Raw genomic sequence first — 19,392 nt, 5'->3', positions numbered from 1 at the left:
CGCGCGAGGCGGTCTCAGGCGAAGTCCTCCGGTCCGAGCATCGGGCGGACCTCGATGCTGCCGTAGGTCGCGGCCGGGTGGCGGGCGGCGAGTTCGAGGGCTTCGTCGAGGTCGGCGCAGTCCAGGATGACGAAGCCGCCGATCTGTTCCTTGGCTTCGGTGAACGGTCCGTCGGTGAGCAGCACTTCGCCGTCGCGGACGCGGATCGTGGTGGCTTCCGTCGGCGGGCGCAGGCCGCCGCCGCCGCGGATGATGCCGCGGTGCTGCATTTCCTCGCTCCAGCCGCCGCAGCCGTCGTTGGCGTGTTCTTCGGCGGTTTCGTCGCCGCAGATCATCAGCAGGTACTGCATGTCAGCATCCTTCCAGGACGTCGCGCAGGCGGGCGGCGAACGCGTCGGCGTGGGTGTCGAACCCGCCGTGCCCGCCCGGGAACACCTCGGTGCCGGTCCCGAGGGCGGTGGCCAGGTCGCGGGCGGCCCGGTGGACCGGCAGTCCGGTGGACTCCTCGCCGATGGCGACGACCAGGCGGGCCGGGGTGGCCCGCAGTGCGTCGAGGTCGGGCTCGTAGGCGCCGGTCGCCGGCATGAGGTGCCCGAAGAAGTAGGCGAAGTTGCCTTCGGCGCGCGGGTCGAGCGGCGGCGCGGGGTCGATGCCGACCACCTTCATGAAGGCGGCGAAGGCGGCAGCGAGGCCTTGTTCGCGGAACAGTGCGGGGACGTCTGGCCCGGCGGGCAGGTAACGGGTGACGGGTGGTTCGTGCAGCACGACGGTGCGGACGTCGGCGGCGTGGTGGCGCAGGTGTTCGAGCAGGGTGATCGCGCCGCCGCTGCTGGCCAGGACGTCGGCGGGGCCGACCTCGGCGAGCAGCCGGTGGACGTCCTCGGCGTGGTCGCGGAGCACGTCCGGGCCGGGCGTGCCGGTGAGGGGGCTGCGGGACAGGCCGCGCGGGTCGTAGGTGACGACGGTGTGGTCTTCGGCCAGCAGCGGCCGGATGTGGGTGAAGACCATGGCGTCGGCGGGGCCGCCGGGGACCAGCAGCAGGACCGGGCCGTGGCCCTGGACGTCGTAGGTGAGCGTGGCGCCGGGAACGGCGAGGGTGGTCATGGGTGTTCCTCCGGTGGTCGGGCTTCACCAGCCCGACGAACGGGCTCGCCGGGGACCGACACCAGTTCGGAGATTCTCCGGGTGAGGTAGGCGCGTTCGGCGTCGGTGCCGGCGAGGTTGCGGGCCTCGCGGTACCAGTGGGCGGCTTCGTCGTGGCGGCCGAGGCGGCGCAGGAAGTCGGCGCGGGTGGCGGCGAGCAGGTGGTAGCCGTGCAGCGGGAGGGCGTCGAGCAGGGCGAGGCCGGCTTCCGGGCCGTCGGCCATGCCGACCGCGATGGCGCGGTTGAGTTCGACGACGGCGCTGGGGACGTGCTTGCGCAGCTGGTCGTAGAGGCCGGCGATCTGGGGCCAGTCGGTGTCGGCGGGGTGGGCGGCGGTGGCGTGGCAGGCGGCGATGGCGGCCTGGATCTGGTAGGGCCCGGGACGGCGGCGCCGCAGCACGGCCTCCAGGATCCCGGTGCCTTCGGTGATCGCGGCGGTGTCCCAGCGGGTGCGGTCCTGCTCTTCGAGGGGGACGAGGACGCCGCCGTCGTCGGTGCGGGTGGCGCGGCGGGCGTGCTGCAGCAGCATCAGGGCGAGCAGGCCGAGGACTTCGGGTTCGTCGGGCATCAGCTCGGCGAGGGTGCGGGCGAGCCGGAGTGCTTCGGCGGCGAGGTCGGGGCGGAGCAGGTCGGGCCCGGCGCTGGCGGAGTAGCCCTCGCTGAAGGTCAGGTAGAGCACGCCGAGCACGGCGGCGGTGCGTTCGGGCAGCAGGTGCGCGGGCGGGACGCGGTAGGGGATGCGGGCGTGGCGGATCTTGCGCTTCACGCGCACGAGCCGCTGGGACATGGTCGCTTCGGGGACGAGGAAGGCGCGGGCGATCTCGGCGGTGGACAGCCCGGCCAGCGTGCGCAGGGCCAGCGCGACCTGGGCTTCGGTGGCCAGTGCGGGGTGGCAGCAGGTGAAGATGAGCCGCAGCCGGTCGTCGGTGACGCCGCTGTCGTCGGGTTCGGGTTCGTCGTGGACGTCCATGCGGCAGGCCTCCCGGAGCTTGGCGGCGCCGAGGGCGTCGCGGCGGAGCCGGTCGGTGGCCCGGTTGCGGGCGGTGGTGGTCAGCCAGGCGCCGGGCCGGCCGGGGACGCCGTCGCGCGGCCAGGTGCGCAAGGCGAGGGCGAAGGCCTCCTGGGCGCATTCCTCGGCGAGGTCCCAGTCGCCGGTGATCCGGATGAGCGTGGCCACGACCTGGCCCCACTCCTGCCGGAACGCCTCGGCGACCGCGGTCTCGATGTCCACCACCCGCTCCTTCCCGCCGGTTTCACCCCTCCGACGAACGCGACGGCTCCGGACCGACAGCGGCGGCGTGACAGGCGCCGAATCCTTCGGCCCGGGCGACGATCCGGCCGGCTTCGACGCGGACGGCGGTCTCGGTGGCGTCGCTGACGGCGGTGACGCCGGCGGCCGCGGCGAGGTCGCCGCGGGCGTCGCAGACCAGCCGCAGCCGGGGCCGGGCCGGGGCGGCGATCGCCTGGTCGAGGCAGCTGCGCAGGTCGGCGAGGGCGAGCCGGGCCAGCGGGGCGAGTTCGCCGGGGTCGCTGGTGACGAGCACGGCCGTGACGTCGGCGCCGGCGCGGACGGCTTCTTCGAAGGCGGCGGCGCGGTGCAGGCCCAGGACGGTGACGACACCGTCGCCGGGCCGGAAGGTGCCGCCGGTGAGCAGGTCGGTGGCGGACGGCGGGTCCCACGCCCGGCCGTCGGGGACGGCGGGGGTGGTGATCGGCGGCTCGGCCGGCCGGTCGTCGGCGAGGTCCAGGTCAAGCAGGGCGGCGCAGGCGGTGACGAGGTGGAACGGTTCGCCGAAGCCGGGTGCGGCGGCGGCGAGCTGGCTCGCGCCGTGCAGCGTGGTCAGCGCGGCTTCGGCGACGCGCACGAGCCGCCGTCCCGGGCGCACGCGTTCGAGGGCGAGCCCGAGCAGGATCGCTTCGACCTGCATGAGCTGGGCGAACGGGCGGCGGGTGTGGTCGTCGGCGAGGATTTCCGGGAGCAGGTCGCGGGCGAGGCGGGTGTCTTCGCTGTCGCTGTCGGTGGCCAGGGGGAGCCGGGCGATCCAGGCGCGGGCGAACGCGGCGAGGACGTCGGCCGCGGCAGGGTCCGGCGGTGGGGTGGCGGGCCGGGGCGCGTGTTCGGCGAGGTCGGCCAGTACCGCGAAGTAGAGGGCGCGTTTGCCGGGGAAGTTGGAGTAGACCGCGCCGCGGGTGAGCTCGGCGCGTTCGGCGATGACGTCGATCTTCGCCTCGCGGAAGCCGCGCCGGGCGAACTCGTCGCGGGCGGCGGTGAGCACCTTGGCGCGGTTGCGCTCCTGCGTTTCCGCTCGGCTGAGCCTGGCCATCGTCCTCCTTGCCGCGGGGTCGGGAGCCAAGATACCGTCACCACTGAGATGATAAGAACATCTGACGTCAACATCTGGAGTGGTGGATGATCCCCGAGATCGACCTGACCGACCCGAAGGTGCTCACCGACCCGTTCACCGCCTACGACCACGCGCGGGAAGCGGCCGCGGTGGCCAAGCTGGTCATCCCCGGCTTCGGGCCCTTCTGGGCCCTGACCCGCTACCGCGAAGCCCGCGCGATGCTGAGCGACCCGCGGTTCGAGGTGAACTCCGGCAGCTTCCTGCGCCCGCCCGGCCTTCCCGAGCACTGCCTGGCGTACCTGGAGACGATGGCGGAGAAGGACGGACCGGAGCACCTGCGGCTGCGGCGGCTGGTCGCCCCGGCGTTCACGCCCAAGCGGGCGGCGCAGCTGCGGCCGCGACTGGCGGCGATCACCGGGCGGCTGCTGGACGAGCTGCCCGGGCACGCCGAGGACGGCGTGGTCGACCTGGTGCCGCACTTCGCGCGGCCGCTGCCGATCGACGTCATCTGCGAGCTGGTCGGCATCCCGGAGGCGGACCGGCCGCGCTGGTGCGGCTACGGCGCCGCGGTGGCCGGCGGGCTGGGCCCGGACTTCGCCGAGGCGATCCCCGCGATCATCGAAGGCGCGAAGGAAGCCGTGGCGCGCAACCGCGCCCAGCCGGGCGACGACCTCATCGGCGAGCTGGTGCGCGTCCAGGCCGAGGACGGTGACCGGCTCACCGACACGGAGCTGGTCACCCTGGTCTGGCACTTGGTCCTGGGCGGGCAGACGCCGGTGAACCTCATCGCCAACGCCGTCGAGACGCTGCTGCGGCACCCGGACCAGCTGGACCTGCTGCGGGCGGACCCGGGGTTGTGGCCGGGCGCGGTGGAGGAGCTGATGCGCTTCTGCAGCCCGCAGCTGCTGGCCACTCCGCGGTTCGCGCGCGAAGACGTCGAGATCGACGGCCGGCTGATCGGCAAGGGCGAGCGGGTGACGGCGGCGCTGGTGGCCGCCGACCGCGACCCGCGGGTGTTCGCCGAGCCGGACCGCTTCGACGTCACCCGTTCGGGGCCGGCGCAGCTGGGCTTCTCGCACGGGCCGCACTTCTGCCTGGGCGCGTCGATTTCGCGGGTGCAGACCGAGGTGGCGTTGTCGATGCTGTTCGAGCGGTTCCCCGACCTGGCGCTGACCGAGGACGTGCCGCGGGCACCCGACGGCGGCACCTGGCGCCCCGCCCGGCTACTGCTGGCGCTGTAGAACGAGCATTTCGATGCCGTCGAGGACGCGGGCGAGGCCGAAGCGGAAGGCGTGGGCCGGGTTCTCGGCGGCGTTGTGGGCCGCGCCGGCGGCTTGGCCGACGCGGGAGGAGATCGGGTAGTGCGCCGCGTCGGCGGCCGGGATGCCGGCCAGCACCGGCCAGGCGCGCTCCCACCACTGGGCGTCGGTCAGGCCGGTGGTGCGGGCCAGGCGGGCGTTGTCGAGCGAGCTGCGCGCGGTGGTGCGGACCAAGCCGGTGACGAGGCCGGCCACGGCGTCCATCTCGACGTCGCCGAGGCCGATGCCCTCGACCGCGCGCAGCTCGCGCTCGTACTTGGCGAAGCTGTTCGGGCCGAGCGGCGGGCGGCCGGTGGGGACCTGCAGCAGCCAGGGGTGGCGGTGCAGCAGCGCCCACTGGTCTTCGGCGACGGCGGTCAGCGCGGCCCGCCAGCCGAGGCCCTCCTCGGGGTCGGTCAGCTCGCCGTGGACGTGGTCGGTCATCAGGTCCAGCAGCTCGGCCCGGCCGGGTACGTAGGTGTAGAGGGACATGGGGGAGACGCTGAGCTGTTCGGCGACCCGGCGGATGGTGACCGCGTCGAGGTCCTCGGCGTCGGCGAGCGCGACCGCGGCGCGGACGACGTCGGCGGTGGCGAGCTTGGGTTTCGGGCCGCGGCGCGGGGGTGGCGAGATGCCCCAGAGCAGCTCGATCGCCCGCCGCGGGTCGCCGTCACCGTTCTCCTGCGTGCTCACCCCGGTCATTCTGCCCACCCGATTTCCGTACGACGTACAGAGTTGTGCTAACCTGTTCTCTGTACAGCGTACATAGTTAAGGGGGCGGGTTGATTCCACAGATCCACGCCGAGGGGCTCCGCAAGCGCTACGGCGACAGCTACGCCCTCGACGGGTTCGACCTCTCGGTCCCGGCCGGCACCCTGTGCGGCCTGCTGGGCCCCAACGGCGCGGGTAAGACCACCGCGGTCCGCGTGCTCTCGACCCTGCTGCGCCACGACGGCGGCATCGCCCGGGTCGCCGGGTTCGACGTCGCCACCGAACCGGCGCAGGTGCGCTCGGCGATCGGGCTGGTCGGGCAGCAGGCCGCGGTCGACGAGATCCTGTCCGGGCGGCAGAACCTGGTCCTGTTCGGCCGCCTGCACCACCTGGGCCGCCGGGAGGCGACCCGCCGCGCGGACGAGCTGCTCGAGCGGTTCGGCCTGGCCGAGACCGGGGCGAAGCCGGTGTCGGCCTACTCGGGCGGGATGCGGCGGCGCCTGGACCTGGCCGCGTCGCTGCTGGCGGCGCCGCGGGTGCTGTTCCTGGACGAGCCGACGACCGGGCTGGACCCGCGCAGCCGCAGCGAAGTCTGGACGGCGGTGCGGTCGCTGGTCGCCGACGGCACGACGGTGCTGCTCACGACGCAGTACCTGGAGGAGGCCGACCGGCTGGCCGACCGGATCTCGCTGGTCGAGCACGGCCGTGTGGTCGCCGAAGGCACCCCGGCGGAGCTGAAAGGCTCACTCGGCGCGACCCGGATCGAGCTGGTGCTCTCCGATCCGGACGCCCTGGGCGCCGCGGCGGCACTGCTGGCCCGCGTCACCGGTGCCGCGCCGGTGACCGAGGAGCTGAGGGTCAGCGCGCCGGCCGAGCCGTCGATGCTGACCGACGTCGTGCGGGCGCTGGCGGCGGCCGAGCTGCCGTTCGCCGACGTGGCGCTGCGGCACCCGACGCTGGACGAAGTGTTCCTGGAGCTGACGGGGGTGGCGCGATGAGGTGGGCGGTCGAAGACGGCTGGACGATGGCCGGGCGTTACCTGGCGCAGCTGGCGCGGCGCCCGGCCCGGCTGGCCACGGTGGTGGCGTTCCCGATCCTGATGGTGCTGATCTTCGCCTACCTGCTCGGCGGCGGGATGAGCGTGCCCGGCGGCGGTTCCTACCGGGAGTTCCTGCTGCCGGGGATGTTCGCGATGACCATGGCCTTCGGGCTCTCGGGCACGATGATCGCGGTGCTGGACGACACCGGCAAGGGCGTCACCGACCGGTTCCGGTCGCTGCCGATGGCACCCTCGGCCGTGTTCACCGGCCGGGTGGCGGCGGACCTGGTCAACGCCGTGCTCGCCCTGGCCGTGCTGGCCGGGTGCGGCCTCGTCGTCGGCTGGCGCCCGCACGGCACCCTCGGCGAGACGCTGGCCGCGTTCGGCCTGCTGCTCCTGCTGCGCACGGCACTGGTGTGGGCCGGGATCTACCTGGGCCTGCTGACGTCGGACCCGGCGATGGTGACACTGGCGCAGACGCTGGAGTTCCCGTTCGGCTTCCTGTCCAGCGCGTTCGTGGCGACCTCGACGATGCCGGCGTGGCTGGGAACCGTGGCCGAGTGGAACCCGTTGTCCGCCACGGTGACCGCGGCGCGGGTGCTGTTCGGCAACCCCGGCGCGGCCGGGACGTCGTGGGTGAGTGCGCACGCGGTGCCGATGGCGGTGGCCTGGCCGCTGGTGCTGCTGGCGGTGTTCGTGCCGTTGTCGGTGCGCCGGTACGGGAGGCTGGGGAACTGAACGTCCATTTCGAACCGGGCGAACCACCGCGGGCGGGACGGCTGGTGGTCGACGGCCGCGAACTGTCCGTCGCGGACGCGCTGCCGGAACTGCTGGCCAGCCCCGATCCCTTCTGGGCGACCGCGGCGCGGGCCGCGCTGCGGCTGGTGGCGGCGGGACGGCTGCTGCCGGGGGTGACCGCGGCCGGGTACGACGCCTGGCGCGCCGGGCCGCTGGAACCGGCGGAAGCGGCGTGGCTGCGGGACCTCGCGGCCGCGATGCCATCGGACGAGCGCGCGCCGGGGCCGCTGCTGCGGGCGTTCCTCGACGCCGTCGCCGACACGCTGCCGCGCACGCCGGCCGCGGCCAAGGCGGCGGGGACGCGGTTGTTCGCCGCCGTCGCGCCGCAGCGCGCGGACGCCCTGCGTGACTGGGCGGACGAGCTGGCCGCCGGCCTGGATTCGGGCATCCGGGTGTCGCTGCGGGTGGAGGCGCCGGACGGGTTCGCCGCGGGCCGGTACCGGGCCGTGGTCCAGGTGCACAGCCTGGCCGATCCGGCGCAGGTCGCCGACGCGGCGCAGCTGTGGGAGACGGGGCGGTTCGGGCCCCGGGCGCGCATCGACGTGCTGCTGGCGCTGCGCCGCGGCGCGCAGGTGTGGCCGGCGCTGGGGCCGTTGCTGACCTCGGCGGTGCCCGGCGAGCTCGAGCTGGGCGAGGACGACGTCACCGAGCTGGTCGCGGCCGCGGCGCCGCGGCTGGCGGCGGCCGGGATCGACCTGCACTGGCCGGCCGGGCTGGCGGGCTCGCTGACCGCGCGCGCGGTCGTGCGGGCCGGCGACGCCCCGGGTGACCTGCCCTCGTTCTTCGGCGGCGGGCGCGCGCTGGCGTTCGACTGGCAGCTCGCGCTGGGCGGGGAGGTGCTGACCGAGGCGGAACTGGACGCCCTCGCCGAAGCACGGCGTCCGGTGGTGCGGCTGCGGGACCACTGGGTGCTGGTCGACCCGGCGCTGGCGGCGAAGGCGCGGGAGCGGGCGCTCAAGCCGCTGACGCCGGTCGACGCGCTGGGCGCGGTGCTGGCGGGACCACCGAGGTCGACGGCGAGGTGGTCGAGGTCGTCACCGGCGGCTGGCTGGCCCGGCTGCGGGAACGGCTGTCCGCGCCGGCGGAACCGCAGGCGGCGCCGTCCGGGCTGGCCGCGACGCTGCGGGACTACCAGCTGCGGGGGCTGCAGTGGCTGGCCACCGTCACCGGCCTCGGGCTGGGCGGGTGCCTGGCCGACGACATGGGCCTCGGCAAGACGGTCACGCTGATCGCGCTGCACCTGCACCGGGCGTCGGGGCCGACGCTGGTGGTGTGCCCGGCGTCGCTGCTGGGCAACTGGGAGCGGGAGATCCGCCGGTTCGCCCCCGGCGTGCCGGTGCGGCGCTTCCACGGCAGCGCCCGGTCCCTCGACGAGCCCGACGGGTTCGTCCTGACCACCTACGGCACGCTGCGCGCCGATCCCGCGCCACTGGCCGCGGTGCGCTGGGGCCTGCTGGTGGCTGATGAGGCCCAGCACGTCAAGAACCACCGTTCGGGCACGGCGAAGGCGTTGCGGCTGGTGCCGGCGGCGGCGCGGGTGGCGCTGACCGGGACGCCGGTGGAGAACACGCTCTCGGAGCTGTGGGCGATCCTCGACTGGACCACGCCGGGCCTGCTGGGGTCGTCGGGCGAGTTCCGGGCGCGCTGGGCGAAGCCGATCGAGGCGGGTGACCCGGCCGCGGCGGAGCGGCTGGCCCGGTTGCTGCGGCCGTTCCTGCTGCGGCGGCGCAAGTCCGATCCGGGGATCGCGCCCGAGCTGCCGTCGAAGACCGAGACCGACCGGCCGGTGGCGTTGAGCGCGGAGCAGGTGGCGCTCTACGAGGCGGTCGTGCGGGAGATGATGGCCGAGATCGCCGCGAGCGACGGGATGGCCCGGCGCGGCCGGATCGTGAAGCTGCTGACCGCGCTCAAGCAGATCTGCAACCACCCCGCGCAGTACCTGAAACAGCCGGGTGGCCGGTCGGGGAAGGTGGAGCTGCTCGACGAGCTGCTGGACACCATCCTCGCCGAGGGCGGCGCGGTGCTGGTGTTCACCCAGTACGTCGCGATGGCGCGGCTGCTGGAGAAGCACCTGGCCGGGCGCGGGATCGCGACGCAGCTGCTGCATGGCGGGACACCGGTGGCGCGGCGGGAAGAGCTGGTGGCGCGGTTCCAGAACGGTGAGGTGCCGGTGTTCCTGCTGTCGCTGAAGGCGGCCGGGACGGGCCTGAACCTCACCCGCGCCGACCACGTCGTGCACTTCGACCGCTGGTGGAACCCGGCGGTGGAGGACCAGGCGACCGACCGGGCGTACCGGATCGGGCAGACCCGGCCGGTCCAGGTGCACCGGCTGGTCGCCGAGGGCACGGTGGAGGACCGGATCGCGGCGATGCTGCGGGAGAAGCGGGCGCTGGCCGAGGCGGTGCTGGCCGGTGGCGAGGCCGCGTTGACGGAACTGCCGGACACCGAGCTGGCGGAGCTGGTCGAGCTGAGGAGCCGCGGATGAGTGACGACCGGGTGCGCGGCTTTCCCGCGTTCGGACCGGGCGGGCACCCGACCCGCTCCTGGTGGGGCCGGGCGTGGGTACGCGCGATGGAGGACACGGCGCTGGACCTGCGTCAGCTGAAGAAGGGGCGCAAGTACGCCGCGGCCGGCCTGGTCGGCCCGATCACGGTCAGCCCGGGCCGGATCGCGGCGGTGGTCGAGGACGCCGACGGCGGCCCGTACCGCACCCAGCTGCGGCTGGCGGAACTGCCGGAGGCGGAGTGGACGCGGTTGCTCGACCGCGTCGCCGCCCGCGCCGGGCACCTGGCGGCCCTGCTGGACCGGGACCTGCCACCCGACCTGGCCGGCGTCGACCTGCTGCCGGGGATCGGCGACCTCGACCCCGAGTGCGACTGCCCGGGCTGGGAGCTGCCGTGCCGGCACGCGGCGGCGTTGTCGTTCCAGGCGTCGTGGCTGCTGGACGCGGACCCGTTCCTGGTGCTGTTGCTGCGGGGCAAGGGCGAGCGGGAGATCCGGGAGGAGCTGGAGAGCCGCACGGCGCCGGTGCCGGTCGCGGAGCCCGCCGCCGACCGGGTGCCGGGGGAGCTGCCCGATCTCGACGCGTTCCGCCCGTCGGGCGCGCCGTCGGTCCCGGCGGCCCCGGGCGTGCCGGCCGAGGCGTTCGCGCTGCTGGCGGCCAACGCGGCCGGCCAGGCGGAGGCACTGCTGGCGGGGCGGGGGTGGCCGGGACGGCGGCACGACGCGGTCCGCTTGGCGGCGGAGTTCCCCGCGGTGGAGCCGCGGCTGGGCGAGGGCACCGGGTTCGCGCGGGCGGTCGCGGCGTGGCGGTACGGCGGGCCGGACGGGCTGGAGGTGCTCGAGACGTCGTGGACGCCGCCGAAGCCGGTGCTGGCGGCCGCGCGGGCGGCGCTGGCGGAGGCCGAGGGGGAGCCGGTGTTCGAGCGGAACCGGTGCACGGTCGGGCTTGTGCAGTTGCGGCTGGACCGCCGGGGCCGCTGGCACCCGTACCGGCTCGAGGGCGGGGAGTGGTGGCCCGCGGGGACGCCGGAGCAGGATCCGGGGCTGTTGGCGGGCTGAGCGAGACCCCGGGCAGGGCCGGCGGCTGGCCGGCAGGGGACGCCAGAGCACGTGGTCGTCGTTCGCCGCTCGACCTGCCCGGTGCGGCGGGCGGAAATCCGCCGGATTTCGCGGTATCCAGCGCGCTACTCGTTGTCTCCTGTCCCCCGACGGCGGGTTCCGCCGGGCCACTGGGGGTGCGGGCGCGCGGGTTCACTCCCGCGCGCCCGCCCGGTTTCCGCCGGTGACCGACATCCGTCGTCGAAAGCTGGAGGGGGCCGTCACCACCGGGTCCCCTCCAGCCCTCAGGCCGTGGTCTTCGCCGCGTAGTCCTTGACCTGCATCGAGTCGTGCATGCGCACGCCGCCGGTGTTGAGCTTCGCGACCGCCCGCGTCAGCCCGGCCGGCAACGCCGAGACCAGCTGGCCGCCGCGGGCCAGCGCCCACACCCCGGCGCGCGACGCGGGGATCAGGCTGCGTGCGGCTCCGGCGGCGAAGGCCCGGCTGCGCCGCACCAGCTCGCCCATTTCGCGTTCGTAGGCGGGGAAGGCGCGTTCGTGGTCGCCGCCGGCTTCGGCGAGCTCGCCGGCGAGGACGTACGCGCCGAGCACGGCGAGGCTCGTGCTGCCGCCGACGGCCGGGCCGGGGCAGTAGCCGGCGTCGCCGACGAGGGTCACCCGGCCGCGGGACCAGGTGTCCAGGCGCAGCTGGGTGATCGAGTCGAAGTAGAACGGGCCGGGGCCGTCGAGCCCGGCCAGCCAGCCGTCGACCTGCGGGTGCATCCCGGAGAACGCTGCCCGGAGCAGCTGCTGCTGCCGGGGGACGTCGCGGTGGTGGTAGTCCAGGGGCTCTGCGCGGCGGAAGAGGAACACCGCGCGCGCGTCGTCCAGGTGCCGGGCGCTGTAGAGCGAGGCGCTGCGCCCGGGCCCGACGTGGGTGACCGCTTCGCCGTCGAGGCCGAACTTGCCGGGCAGGGACAGCACGGCGAGGTAGGCGCCGATGAACGTGGTCAGCCCGGCCTCTTCGCCGAACACCAGGCGCCGGACGGTGGAGTGCAGGCCGTCGGCGCCGACGACGAGGTCGAACCGGCGGGCCGGTGCGTGCTCGAAGGTGACGTCACCGTCGGGGGAGATGGCGGTGACCGAGTCGCCGAAGAGGTACTCGACGTCGTCGCGGCCGGCGTCGTAGTAGATCTCGGACAGGTCGTCGCGCATGATCTCGACGTGCCGGTCGGAGGTGGCCTGGAAGACCTTCGACAGGTCCACCCCGAGGGGACGGCGGCTGCCTTCGCGGTGCACCGTCATCCGGGTCGTGCCGGTGGCGAGGGCGGTCACGCGCGGCAGGACGCCCATCTTTTCGGTGATGTCCATGGCCGGCCGGAAGAGGTCGACGGCGTGGCCGCCGGTCTTGCGCAGCGCCGGTGCGCGTTCGACCACGGTGACGTCGAAGCCGTGCCGGGTGAGCCAGTACGCCAGCACGGGGCCGGCGATGCTGGCACCGGAGACGAGGATCCGCATGAGTACCTCCCTGACTTAACGGTAGGTAAGTTGTACCACACGTCCTTACCTATCGTTAAGTCAGTTATGCTGGGGCGGTGCCGAAGCCTTCCGACACCAAGCAGCGCATCCTCGACGTCGCCCGCGAACTGTTCAGCAGCCAAGGCGTCCAGCGCACCAGCCTGCAGGACATCGCCGACCGGCTCGGCATCACCAAGCCCGCGCTCTACTACCACTTCCCCTCGCGCGACGACCTGGTCCGCAGCATCGTCCAGCCCCTGCTCGACGACGGCGAGAAGTTCCTCCTCGACCAGGAAGCCCGCGGCGACGCCCCGGTGCGCGAGCTGATCGAAGGCTTCTTCGACTTCAACTACCGCCACCGCGCCGACGTGGTGATGCTGCTGGCCGAGATGCCCACCCTGGCCGACCTGGGCCTGATCGACCGCGTCCTGGGCTGGCGCACCCGCCTCACCGCCCTGATCTGCGGCCCGGACCCGACGCTGGCGCAGCAGACCCGCGCCATCCTGGCCCTCGGCGGCCTGCAGGACGTCTGCATGCAGTTCCCGGACGTCCCGGTCGAGGACCTGCGCGCCGCCGCGGTCGCCGGCGCGCTCGACGCCCTCGGCCGCTGAAAAATCTCCGCCGGCGTGTCGAGAACGCCCGTGCGGCTCCGTCCCCGGGGCAGAAGAGGCCCCGCACGGAGAAGGAGACAACCATGCCGCAGCACGAGATCACCGAGGTGCTCGACCGCCCGCTCAGCCGGGAGCTGCTGGCCCGCGACCTGACCCGGCTGGCCTACGTCGCCAAGGACGGCACCCCGCGCAGCATCCCGATCGCCTTCACCTGGAACGGCACGGAGATCGTCATGTGCACGGCGAAGAACTCCCCGAAGCTGCCGTCCCTGCGCGCCAACCCGGCGGTCGCCCTGACCATCGACACCGAGTCGCACCCGCCCAAGATCCTCCTCATCCGCGGCCGCGTGGAACTGGACGTCGTCGACGGCATCCCGGACGAGTACCTGCAGCTGAACGGCAGCTACGAGATGACCCCCGAGCAGCGGGTCGAGTGGGAACGCGAGGTCCGTTCCCTCTACGACGGCATGGTGCGGATCGTCGTCACCCCGACCTGGGCGAAGCTGATCGACTTCGAGACCACCCTGCCCAGCGCCGTCGAGGAGCTGGCCCGGCGGCGGGCCGAGCGGGCCGGTTAACCGGCCGCGGCGCGCTCGATGATCGCTCCCGTGTCCACACCGGCCGGGAGCGTGCCGAACGCGATGCCCCAGTCGCCGCCGAACCGGGACGCGCAGAACGCGTCCGCCACCGCCGGGTGGCCGTGGCGGACCAGCAGCGATCCCTGCAGCACCAGCGCCATCGCCTCGACCAGCCGCCGCGCGCGGTACTCGATGCCCTCGAGGTCGGTCAGCTCCTTGCGGACGCGGTCCACCGCGTCGTCCAGCCGGGTGTCGCCGCCGGCCGCCTGGTCCACCTCGGCGAAGAACGCCGCCACCGACTCCGGCTGGCGGCCCATCGCGCGCAACGCGTCCAGCGCCGCCACGTTGCCCGAGCCCTCCCAGATCGACGACAGCGGCGCCTCCCGGTAGAGCCGCGGCATGCCCGACTCTTCGACGTACCCGTTGCCGCCGAAGCACTCCAGTGCCTCGGCCGCGTGCGCCGGGGCCCGCTTGCACACCCAGTACTTCGACACCGCCAGCCCCAGCCGGCGGAACGCCTGCTCCTGCTCGTCGTCGCGCCGGTCGCCCGCCGCGGCCAGCCGCATCGCGACCGTCGTCGCCGCCTCGGACTCCAGCACCAGGTCGGCCAGGACGTTCGCCATCAGCGGCTGGTCCACCAGCGCCTTGCCGAACGCCCGCCGGTGCGTCGCGTGGTGCACCGCCCGGACCGCTCCCAGCCGCATGCCCGACGCGCTGCCCAGCGTGCAGTCCAGCCGGGTGTTGTTGACCATCTCGATGATCGTGCGGACCCCGCGGCCCTCCTCGCCGACCAGCCAGCCGACCGCGTGGTCGTACTCGATCTCCGACGAGGCGTTCGACCGGTTGCCGAGCTTGTCCTTCAGCCGCTGCAGCCGGATCGGGTTGCGCGAGCCGTCCGGCAGAACGCGGGGGAGCAGGAAGCACGACAGCCCGCCCGGGGCCTGCGCCAGCGTCAGGAACACGTCGCACATCGGCGCCGAGGTGAACCACTTGTGCCCGACCAGGGTGTAGCTGCCGTCCGCCGACGACACCGAGGGGATCGCGGTGGTCGTGTTCGCCCGCACGTCCGAGCCGCCCTGCTTCTCCGTCATCGACATGCCCGCGAGCAGGCCGCGCTTGGCCGAGGGCTCCCGCAGCCCGAAGTCGTACTCGGTCGCCGCCAGCAGCGGCTCGTACCGCGCCGCCAGCTCCGGGTTGGTCCGCAGCGCCGGGATCGCCGCGTAGGTCATCGAGATCGGGCAGCTGTGCCCGGCTTCGACCTGGCCCCAGACGTAGAACTTCGCCGCCCGCGCCGCGTGCGCCCCTTCGCGCGGATCCCGCCACGGCGTGCCGTGCAGGCCGTGCGCGGTCGCCACCTTCATCAGCTCGTGCCAGTACGGGTGGAACTCGACCTCGTCGATCCGGTGGCCGTAGCGGTCGTGCGTGCGCAGCACCGGCTCGTTCTCGTTGACCAGCCGGCCCCACTCCTGCGCCTGCTCGGTGCCGGCCAGCCGGCCCAGCTCGTGCAGTTCACCGGCCGCCCAGCCCGCACCGGCCCGCTCCAGCCCGGCCAGCAGCGCCGGGTCGTCGGCGACGTCGTGGCCCACCAGCGGCGGGACCTGGTTGGTGACCTCATGCGTGGCGGGCATCGGAACCTCCTAGAGCACGAAGGATGAACAGGCGAAGCTCGGCGACGTCACCGGCGTTCCCGCTGGTCAACGGGCCGATCAGGACTTCGGCGGCGGCACCCACCAGCGCGGCGGCCGTCAGCCTGCCGTCCTGGGGCGGCAGCGAGCCGTCCCGGACCCCGGCGGCCACGTGCTCGGCGATGACCTCGGTGTAAGCCCGCCGGAACTCCAGCCGCTCGGCGTCGATGAGCGCGTCGACCGGCTCCGCGAGCAGCGCGTACGCCTGCTTCGGCGCCTTGAGGGCACGCTGGGCGAAGGTCTCGACGGCCGCCAGCACCCGCTCGGCCGGGTCGCCCGCCGCCGCCGAGGCCGCGCGGACCGCCTCGACCTCCCGGGTCACCACCTGCCGGAAGACGTGCACGACCAGCTCGGCCTTGGTGGGGAAGTGCTGGTACACACTGCCGACGGCCACCCCGGCGCGCTCGGCGACCGCGGCGACCGAGCAGCCGCCGTAACCGTGTTCGGCCAGCTGCCGGGTCGCCGCGGCGACGATCGTCTCGCGCTGGGCATCGAGGCGTTCCTGCACCTTCGGGGTGCGGCGGTAGGGCACGGCAAGAAGTGAATCACTGATTCATTGCTTCAGCAAGGCCGGATCCACGTCGGGTACCGCGAACCTCGGGTTGTGCCCCGCGGCCACCACCCGCATCACGAACCCCGCCGCTTCCTCCAGCTGCCGGGCCCCGGAGAGCCCACCCACCACGGCGGCCCGCCCACCGAGGTCCCGGACCAGCGCCCCGGCCTGCTCGAGCGCACCCGGCGCGTCACCGCAGATCGCCACGACCGGCGCCTCCGCCACCGGCCCCGCGAACGGCCACGAACCACCGGCGAACAGGTGAAGCGCCTTCACCACGAACGCCCCGGGCGCCGAGCGAGCCACCACCTCGGCCGCCGAGCCCGACGCAGGCCGCAGCGCACCGGTCGCGTAGTCCACCGCATTGGTGCAATCGATCACGGTCTTGCCCGCCAACGTCCCGCCAGGACCGCCGACGAGGGAGAGGGCAGCCTCGAGCCCGTCCCAGGCGATCGCGACCACGACCACGTCGACCCGGCCCGCGAAGCCGCCCGGGTCGACGGCACTCGCCGCGGCCCCGATCCGGGCGGCGGCTTCGCCGGCCCGCACCGCGTCGCGCCCGGTGAGCACCAGCGAATGCCCCGCCGAAGCCCACGCCCGCCCCAGCGTCACAGCCAGGTTGCCGGTACCCAAAATGCCCACGGTCACAACGATCTCCTTCAACCGGAAGAGGGGTCACCGAGAACGCTAGGAACCCCGTTCCTACCGTTCGGTAGGAGACGCATGTGCCAAACTGGGCCGGTGATCGACGGGTCCTGCCAGACGTTCGTCTCCGACTGCCAGGTACGCGCGGCGACCGAGCTCATCACCCACGCGTGGGACCCGGTCGTCCTCTCGGCCCTGCGCGCGGGGCCGACTCGACGCAGCGAGCTGCTCACCCGCATCGCCGGCGTCAGCGACAAGGTCCTCACCCAGGCACTCCGCCGCCTGCGAACGCGCGGGCTGGTGGCCCAAACCACCGGCCCGGCGGGGGGAGCGGTCTACCAGCTCACCCCGCTCGGCGACTCGTTCGCCAACGGGCCCCTGGCGCAGCTCGCCCGGTGGGCCGCCGAACACCAGACGGAACTCGCCGGCCCGTAACGCCAGCCGCTTCGCGCCGCGGATCTCCGCCGCAGAGCCTGCAGCACACCGGCTCGTCGTCCTCCTGGGCGACCTCAGGTAGCCCGCTTCACCAGCACCACCAGGTACCGGCACGGCTCCGGCCCCGGGTTCGCGAACACGCAGTCCGCCGCCGGCCCCAGCTGGAGGCAGTCGCCGGCGGCCAGCTCGTGGACTTCGGGGCCCTCGTGGAACCTCAGCCGCCCGGCCAGCACCCAGATCTGCTGGTGCAGGAACGCATACGTCCCCGACGCCAACGGCACCTCCACACCCGGCGGCAGCTCCACCTCGACCAGCTCCAGCGGACGACCGGCCGCGGGGGAGACCGACCGCCGCCGGTAACCCGTGTCCGGGTCGACCCACACCGGCTGCTCCGCCGCCCGCGCCAGCCGCCGCTCGTCGCCCTCGGCCCGGGCGATCAGCTCCGACAACGTCAGGCCCAGCGCCGCCGACAGCTTCGCCAGCAACGCCGCCGTCGGCTGCACGTCACCCCGCTCGATCTTGCCGATCATCGCCCGCGACACCCCCGACCGGTCGGCGAGCGCCGCGGTCGAGAGGCCGTGCGACGTCCGGGCGGCGTGCACAGCGGCGGCCAGGCGGGCAGACAGGGGATCGGTCATAACCGTGGATACTATACGATTCAATCCGGCTACCATATGAGCCATGATTCGAGCCGCCACGCCCGCCGACGCGCCCGCCTGCGCCGCCCTCTACGCGCCCTACGTCACCGACACCGCCATCTCCTTCGAAACCGACCCGCCCGACGCCGCCGAAATGGCCCGCCGCATCACCGGCGCGCACGCCTGGCTCGTCTTCGAAGACCACGGCCACGTCGCCGGCTACGCCTACGCCACCCGCTTCGCCGAACGCGCCGCCTACCGCTGGTCCTGCGAGACGAGCATCTACCTCGAACACGGCCGTCGTCGCACCGGCGCCGGCCGCGCCCTCTACGAAACCCTCTTCGAGCGGCTGCGCGACCGCGGGTTCTACCGCGCCTTCGCCGGCATGACCCTGCCCAACGAGGCCAGCGCCGGGCTCCACCGCGCCCTCGGCTTCACACCCGCCGGCGTCTACCGGCGGGTCGGCTGGAAACACGGCGCCTGGCACGACGTCGCCTGGGTGCAGAAAGACCTTCGCGCAACCGACGGTTGCACATCAGCTCCCGGCGAGCTAACGTGACACGCAACCAAACGTTGCACAAGGAGCCCGCCATGGACCACGGCACCATCCACCGCGAAATCCACATCGACGCCCACCCCGACGTCGTCTTCGACGTCGTCAGCAGCCCCCAGCACCTCCGCGACTGGTGGCCCGACGAAGCCGAATACCCCGTCGAACCCGGGGGAGACGGCCGCATCGGCTTCGGCGGCTCATGGGTCCGCTTCACCGTCGTCGACGCCATCCCACCCAAGCACTTCTCCTTCCGCTGGACCCACGCCGAAGGGGAGACCGCCGCCCCCGGCAACTCCTTCCTCGTCGTCTTCGACCTCGAACCCACCGCCACCGGCACCCGCCTCAAGATGACCGAAACCGGCTTCCGCGAACGCGGCTGGGACGAAGCCAAGATCGCCGCCGAATACACCGACCACGTCACCGGCTGGGACCACTTCCTGCCCCGCCTGCCCGCCTGCGCCGCCAAGCTCGGAGCCACCCGGTGACCACCGCCGTGGACGACGACCTCTGGTCGGCCGTCGGCGACCCCACCCGCCGCCGCATGCTCGACCTGCTGCTCAGCCAGGGGAGCGGCACCGCGACCAGCCTCAGCGAACACCTGCCCGTCACCCGCCAGGCCGTCGCCAAGCACCTCGCCGTCCTCGACCGCGCCGGCCTCGTCCACGCCCACAACGCCGGCCGCGAAAAGCAGTTCCACGTCGACGAAACCCAGCTCGCCCGCGCCGTCGCCCAGCTCACCGACGTCGGCAACGCCTGGGACGCCCGGCTCCGCCGCATCAAGACCATCGCCGAAACCATCGAGAAGAAGAGAAAGCCGTAGAAAATGGACATCCTGCACCGCATCGGCACCCACCACGCCACCCCGGAGAAGGTCTACGACGCGCTCACCACCATCGACGGCCTCGCCGGCTGGTGGACCGAGAAAACCGAAGGCGGCACCGAACCCGGCGGCGTCATCGCGTTCCGCTTCATCCCGGGCGGCTTCGACATGAAGGTCCTCGAACTCGACCCGGGCCGGCTCGTCCGCTGGGAAGTCGTCGACGGGCCGCCGGAGTGGCTCGGCACGACGATCCGCTGGGAACTCGAACAGCGCGACGACTACACGATCGTCCTGTTCACCCACGAAGGCTGGCGCGAGGCGGGCGAGTTCATGCACCACTGCAGCACGAAGTGGGCGATCTACCTGATGAGCCTCAAGCAGCTCGTGGAGACCGGGGAGGGTGCCCCGGCACCGCGGGACGTGATGATCAGCGACTGGCACTGACGTTACTTGACATAATGTACATTATCGGCACTTGGTGA

21 protein-coding genes and 1 pseudogene are annotated in these 19,392 nt (G+C 73.6%); 12 read left to right on the top strand and 10 right to left on the bottom strand.

Annotated elements, in window-relative coordinates:
- Positions 1–14: 14 nt before the first annotated feature.
- Genes HUT10_RS02330 through HUT10_RS02315 form a run of 4 tightly spaced genes read right to left on the bottom strand, consistent with a single transcriptional unit; the run spans position 15 to position 3,468 of the window.
- Positions 15–350, bottom strand: a complete 336-nt coding sequence (locus HUT10_RS02330) for a YciI family protein (protein WP_176169649.1) — start codon at positions 348–350, stop codon at positions 15–17.
- A 1-nt stretch (position 351) separates the two neighbouring features.
- Positions 352–1,104 carry an alpha/beta fold hydrolase gene (locus HUT10_RS02325; protein WP_176169648.1) on the bottom strand — a complete coding sequence of 251 codons (753 nt, stop codon included), beginning with the start codon at positions 1,102–1,104 and terminating at the stop codon, positions 352–354.
- On the bottom strand, positions 1,101–2,375 hold the full coding sequence (locus tag HUT10_RS02320; RefSeq protein ID WP_176169647.1) for an RNA polymerase sigma factor: 1,275 nt from the start codon (positions 2,373–2,375) through the stop codon (positions 1,101–1,103). The genes HUT10_RS02325 and HUT10_RS02320 overlap by 4 nt, the downstream gene beginning before the upstream one ends.
- Positions 2,376–2,397: 22 nt before the next feature.
- Positions 2,398–3,468 (bottom strand): TetR/AcrR family transcriptional regulator, encoded by a 1,071-nt coding sequence (locus HUT10_RS02315; RefSeq protein ID WP_176169646.1) that lies wholly within the window; start codon positions 3,466–3,468, stop codon positions 2,398–2,400.
- An 86-nt stretch (positions 3,469–3,554) separates the two neighbouring features.
- On the opposite strand from HUT10_RS02315, the gene HUT10_RS02310 reads away from it, so the two are divergent.
- Entirely contained in the window at positions 3,555–4,730 is a 1,176-nt protein-coding gene (locus HUT10_RS02310; RefSeq protein ID WP_176169645.1) for a cytochrome P450, read from the top strand.
- Here HUT10_RS02310 and HUT10_RS02305 read toward each other — a convergent pair.
- On the bottom strand, positions 4,713–5,489 hold the full coding sequence (locus tag HUT10_RS02305) for a TetR/AcrR family transcriptional regulator C-terminal domain-containing protein (RefSeq protein WP_176169644.1): 777 nt from the start codon (positions 5,487–5,489) through the stop codon (positions 4,713–4,715). The genes HUT10_RS02310 and HUT10_RS02305 overlap by 18 nt on opposite strands.
- Before the next feature lie 80 nt (positions 5,490–5,569).
- On the opposite strand from HUT10_RS02305, the gene HUT10_RS02300 reads away from it, so the two are divergent.
- From HUT10_RS02300 to HUT10_RS02285, 4 genes and pseudogenes are all read left to right on the top strand, one after another.
- Positions 5,570–6,496 carry an ATP-binding cassette domain-containing protein gene (locus tag HUT10_RS02300; protein WP_176169643.1) on the top strand — a complete coding sequence of 309 codons (927 nt, stop codon included), beginning with the start codon at positions 5,570–5,572 and terminating at the stop codon, positions 6,494–6,496.
- Positions 6,493–7,275, top strand: coding sequence for an ABC transporter permease (locus HUT10_RS02295; RefSeq protein WP_176169642.1), 783 nt, complete (start codon positions 6,493–6,495; stop codon positions 7,273–7,275). Before HUT10_RS02300 ends, HUT10_RS02295 begins: the two co-directional genes overlap by 4 nt.
- 44 nt (positions 7,276–7,319) lie before the next feature.
- Positions 7,320–9,820: pseudogene (locus HUT10_RS02290) on the top strand (DEAD/DEAH box helicase).
- A complete protein-coding gene (locus HUT10_RS02285; RefSeq protein ID WP_176169641.1) occupies positions 9,817–10,896 on the top strand; it encodes an SWIM zinc finger family protein in 1,080 nt (359 codons plus the stop codon). Before HUT10_RS02290 ends, HUT10_RS02285 begins: the two are co-directional and overlap by 4 nt.
- Before the next feature lie 284 nt (positions 10,897–11,180).
- Here HUT10_RS02285 and HUT10_RS02280 read toward each other — a convergent pair whose 3' ends face one another.
- The gene (locus tag HUT10_RS02280; RefSeq protein ID WP_176169640.1) at positions 11,181–12,392 is read right to left on the bottom strand and encodes an FAD-dependent monooxygenase; all 1,212 of its coding nucleotides are present in this window, start codon (positions 12,390–12,392) and stop codon (positions 11,181–11,183) included.
- A gap of 77 nt (positions 12,393–12,469) precedes the next feature.
- On the opposite strand from HUT10_RS02280, the gene HUT10_RS02275 reads away from it, so the two are divergent.
- Both HUT10_RS02275 and HUT10_RS02270 read left to right on the top strand, forming a co-directional pair.
- Positions 12,470–13,003, top strand: a complete 534-nt coding sequence (locus HUT10_RS02275; protein ID WP_176169639.1) for a TetR/AcrR family transcriptional regulator — start codon at positions 12,470–12,472, stop codon at positions 13,001–13,003.
- A gap of 83 nt (positions 13,004–13,086) precedes the next feature.
- Positions 13,087–13,581, top strand: coding sequence for a pyridoxamine 5'-phosphate oxidase family protein (locus tag HUT10_RS02270; protein ID WP_176169638.1), 495 nt, complete (start codon positions 13,087–13,089; stop codon positions 13,579–13,581).
- Here the strand turns inward: HUT10_RS02270 and HUT10_RS02265 are convergent.
- Genes HUT10_RS02265 through HUT10_RS02255 form a run of 3 tightly spaced genes read right to left on the bottom strand, consistent with a single transcriptional unit; the run spans position 13,578 to position 16,467 of the window.
- On the bottom strand, positions 13,578–15,209 hold the full coding sequence (locus HUT10_RS02265; RefSeq protein WP_176169637.1) for an acyl-CoA dehydrogenase family protein: 1,632 nt from the start codon (positions 15,207–15,209) through the stop codon (positions 13,578–13,580). The genes HUT10_RS02270 and HUT10_RS02265 overlap by 4 nt on opposite strands.
- Positions 15,193–15,798, bottom strand: coding sequence for a TetR/AcrR family transcriptional regulator (locus HUT10_RS02260; protein ID WP_176169636.1), 606 nt, complete (start codon positions 15,796–15,798; stop codon positions 15,193–15,195). Before HUT10_RS02260 ends, HUT10_RS02265 begins: the two co-directional genes overlap by 17 nt.
- A gap of 21 nt (positions 15,799–15,819) precedes the next feature.
- Positions 15,820–16,467, bottom strand: coding sequence for an NADPH-dependent F420 reductase (locus tag HUT10_RS02255; protein ID WP_176169635.1), 648 nt, complete (start codon positions 16,465–16,467; stop codon positions 15,820–15,822).
- A 93-nt stretch (positions 16,468–16,560) separates the two neighbouring features.
- Between HUT10_RS02255 and HUT10_RS02250 the strand changes: the two genes are divergently transcribed.
- Positions 16,561–16,899, top strand: a complete 339-nt coding sequence (locus HUT10_RS02250) for a helix-turn-helix domain-containing protein (RefSeq protein WP_217709540.1) — start codon at positions 16,561–16,563, stop codon at positions 16,897–16,899.
- Between the two features lie 74 nt (positions 16,900–16,973).
- Here the strand turns inward: HUT10_RS02250 and HUT10_RS02245 are convergent, their stop codons facing one another.
- Complete coding sequence (locus HUT10_RS02245; protein ID WP_176169633.1) at positions 16,974–17,537, bottom strand: XRE family transcriptional regulator; 564 nt, start codon at positions 17,535–17,537, stop codon at positions 16,974–16,976.
- A gap of 43 nt (positions 17,538–17,580) precedes the next feature.
- On the opposite strand from HUT10_RS02245, the gene HUT10_RS02240 reads away from it, so the two are divergent.
- The 4 genes from HUT10_RS02240 to HUT10_RS02225 are packed head-to-tail and all read left to right on the top strand — an operon-like array spanning position 17,581 to position 19,354.
- Complete coding sequence (locus tag HUT10_RS02240; protein WP_176169632.1) at positions 17,581–18,096, top strand: GNAT family N-acetyltransferase; 516 nt, start codon at positions 17,581–17,583, stop codon at positions 18,094–18,096.
- Between the two features lie 32 nt (positions 18,097–18,128).
- Positions 18,129–18,575 carry an SRPBCC domain-containing protein gene (locus HUT10_RS02235; RefSeq protein ID WP_176169631.1) on the top strand — a complete coding sequence of 149 codons (447 nt, stop codon included), beginning with the start codon at positions 18,129–18,131 and terminating at the stop codon, positions 18,573–18,575.
- Entirely contained in the window at positions 18,572–18,910 is a 339-nt protein-coding gene (locus HUT10_RS02230; RefSeq protein WP_176169630.1) for a metalloregulator ArsR/SmtB family transcription factor, read from the top strand. The genes HUT10_RS02235 and HUT10_RS02230 overlap by 4 nt, the downstream gene beginning before the upstream one ends.
- Before the next feature lie 3 nt (positions 18,911–18,913).
- On the top strand, positions 18,914–19,354 hold the full coding sequence (locus tag HUT10_RS02225) for an SRPBCC domain-containing protein (protein WP_176169629.1): 441 nt from the start codon (positions 18,914–18,916) through the stop codon (positions 19,352–19,354).
- Positions 19,355–19,392: the final 38 nt, after the last annotated feature.

The organism is Amycolatopsis sp. Hca4, from assembly GCF_013364075.1.
Classification (GTDB): domain Bacteria; phylum Actinomycetota; class Actinomycetes; order Mycobacteriales; family Pseudonocardiaceae; genus Amycolatopsis.
The sequence above is the reverse complement of the archived record's forward strand: the minus strand, read 5'-3'. Positions and strand labels throughout refer to the sequence as shown.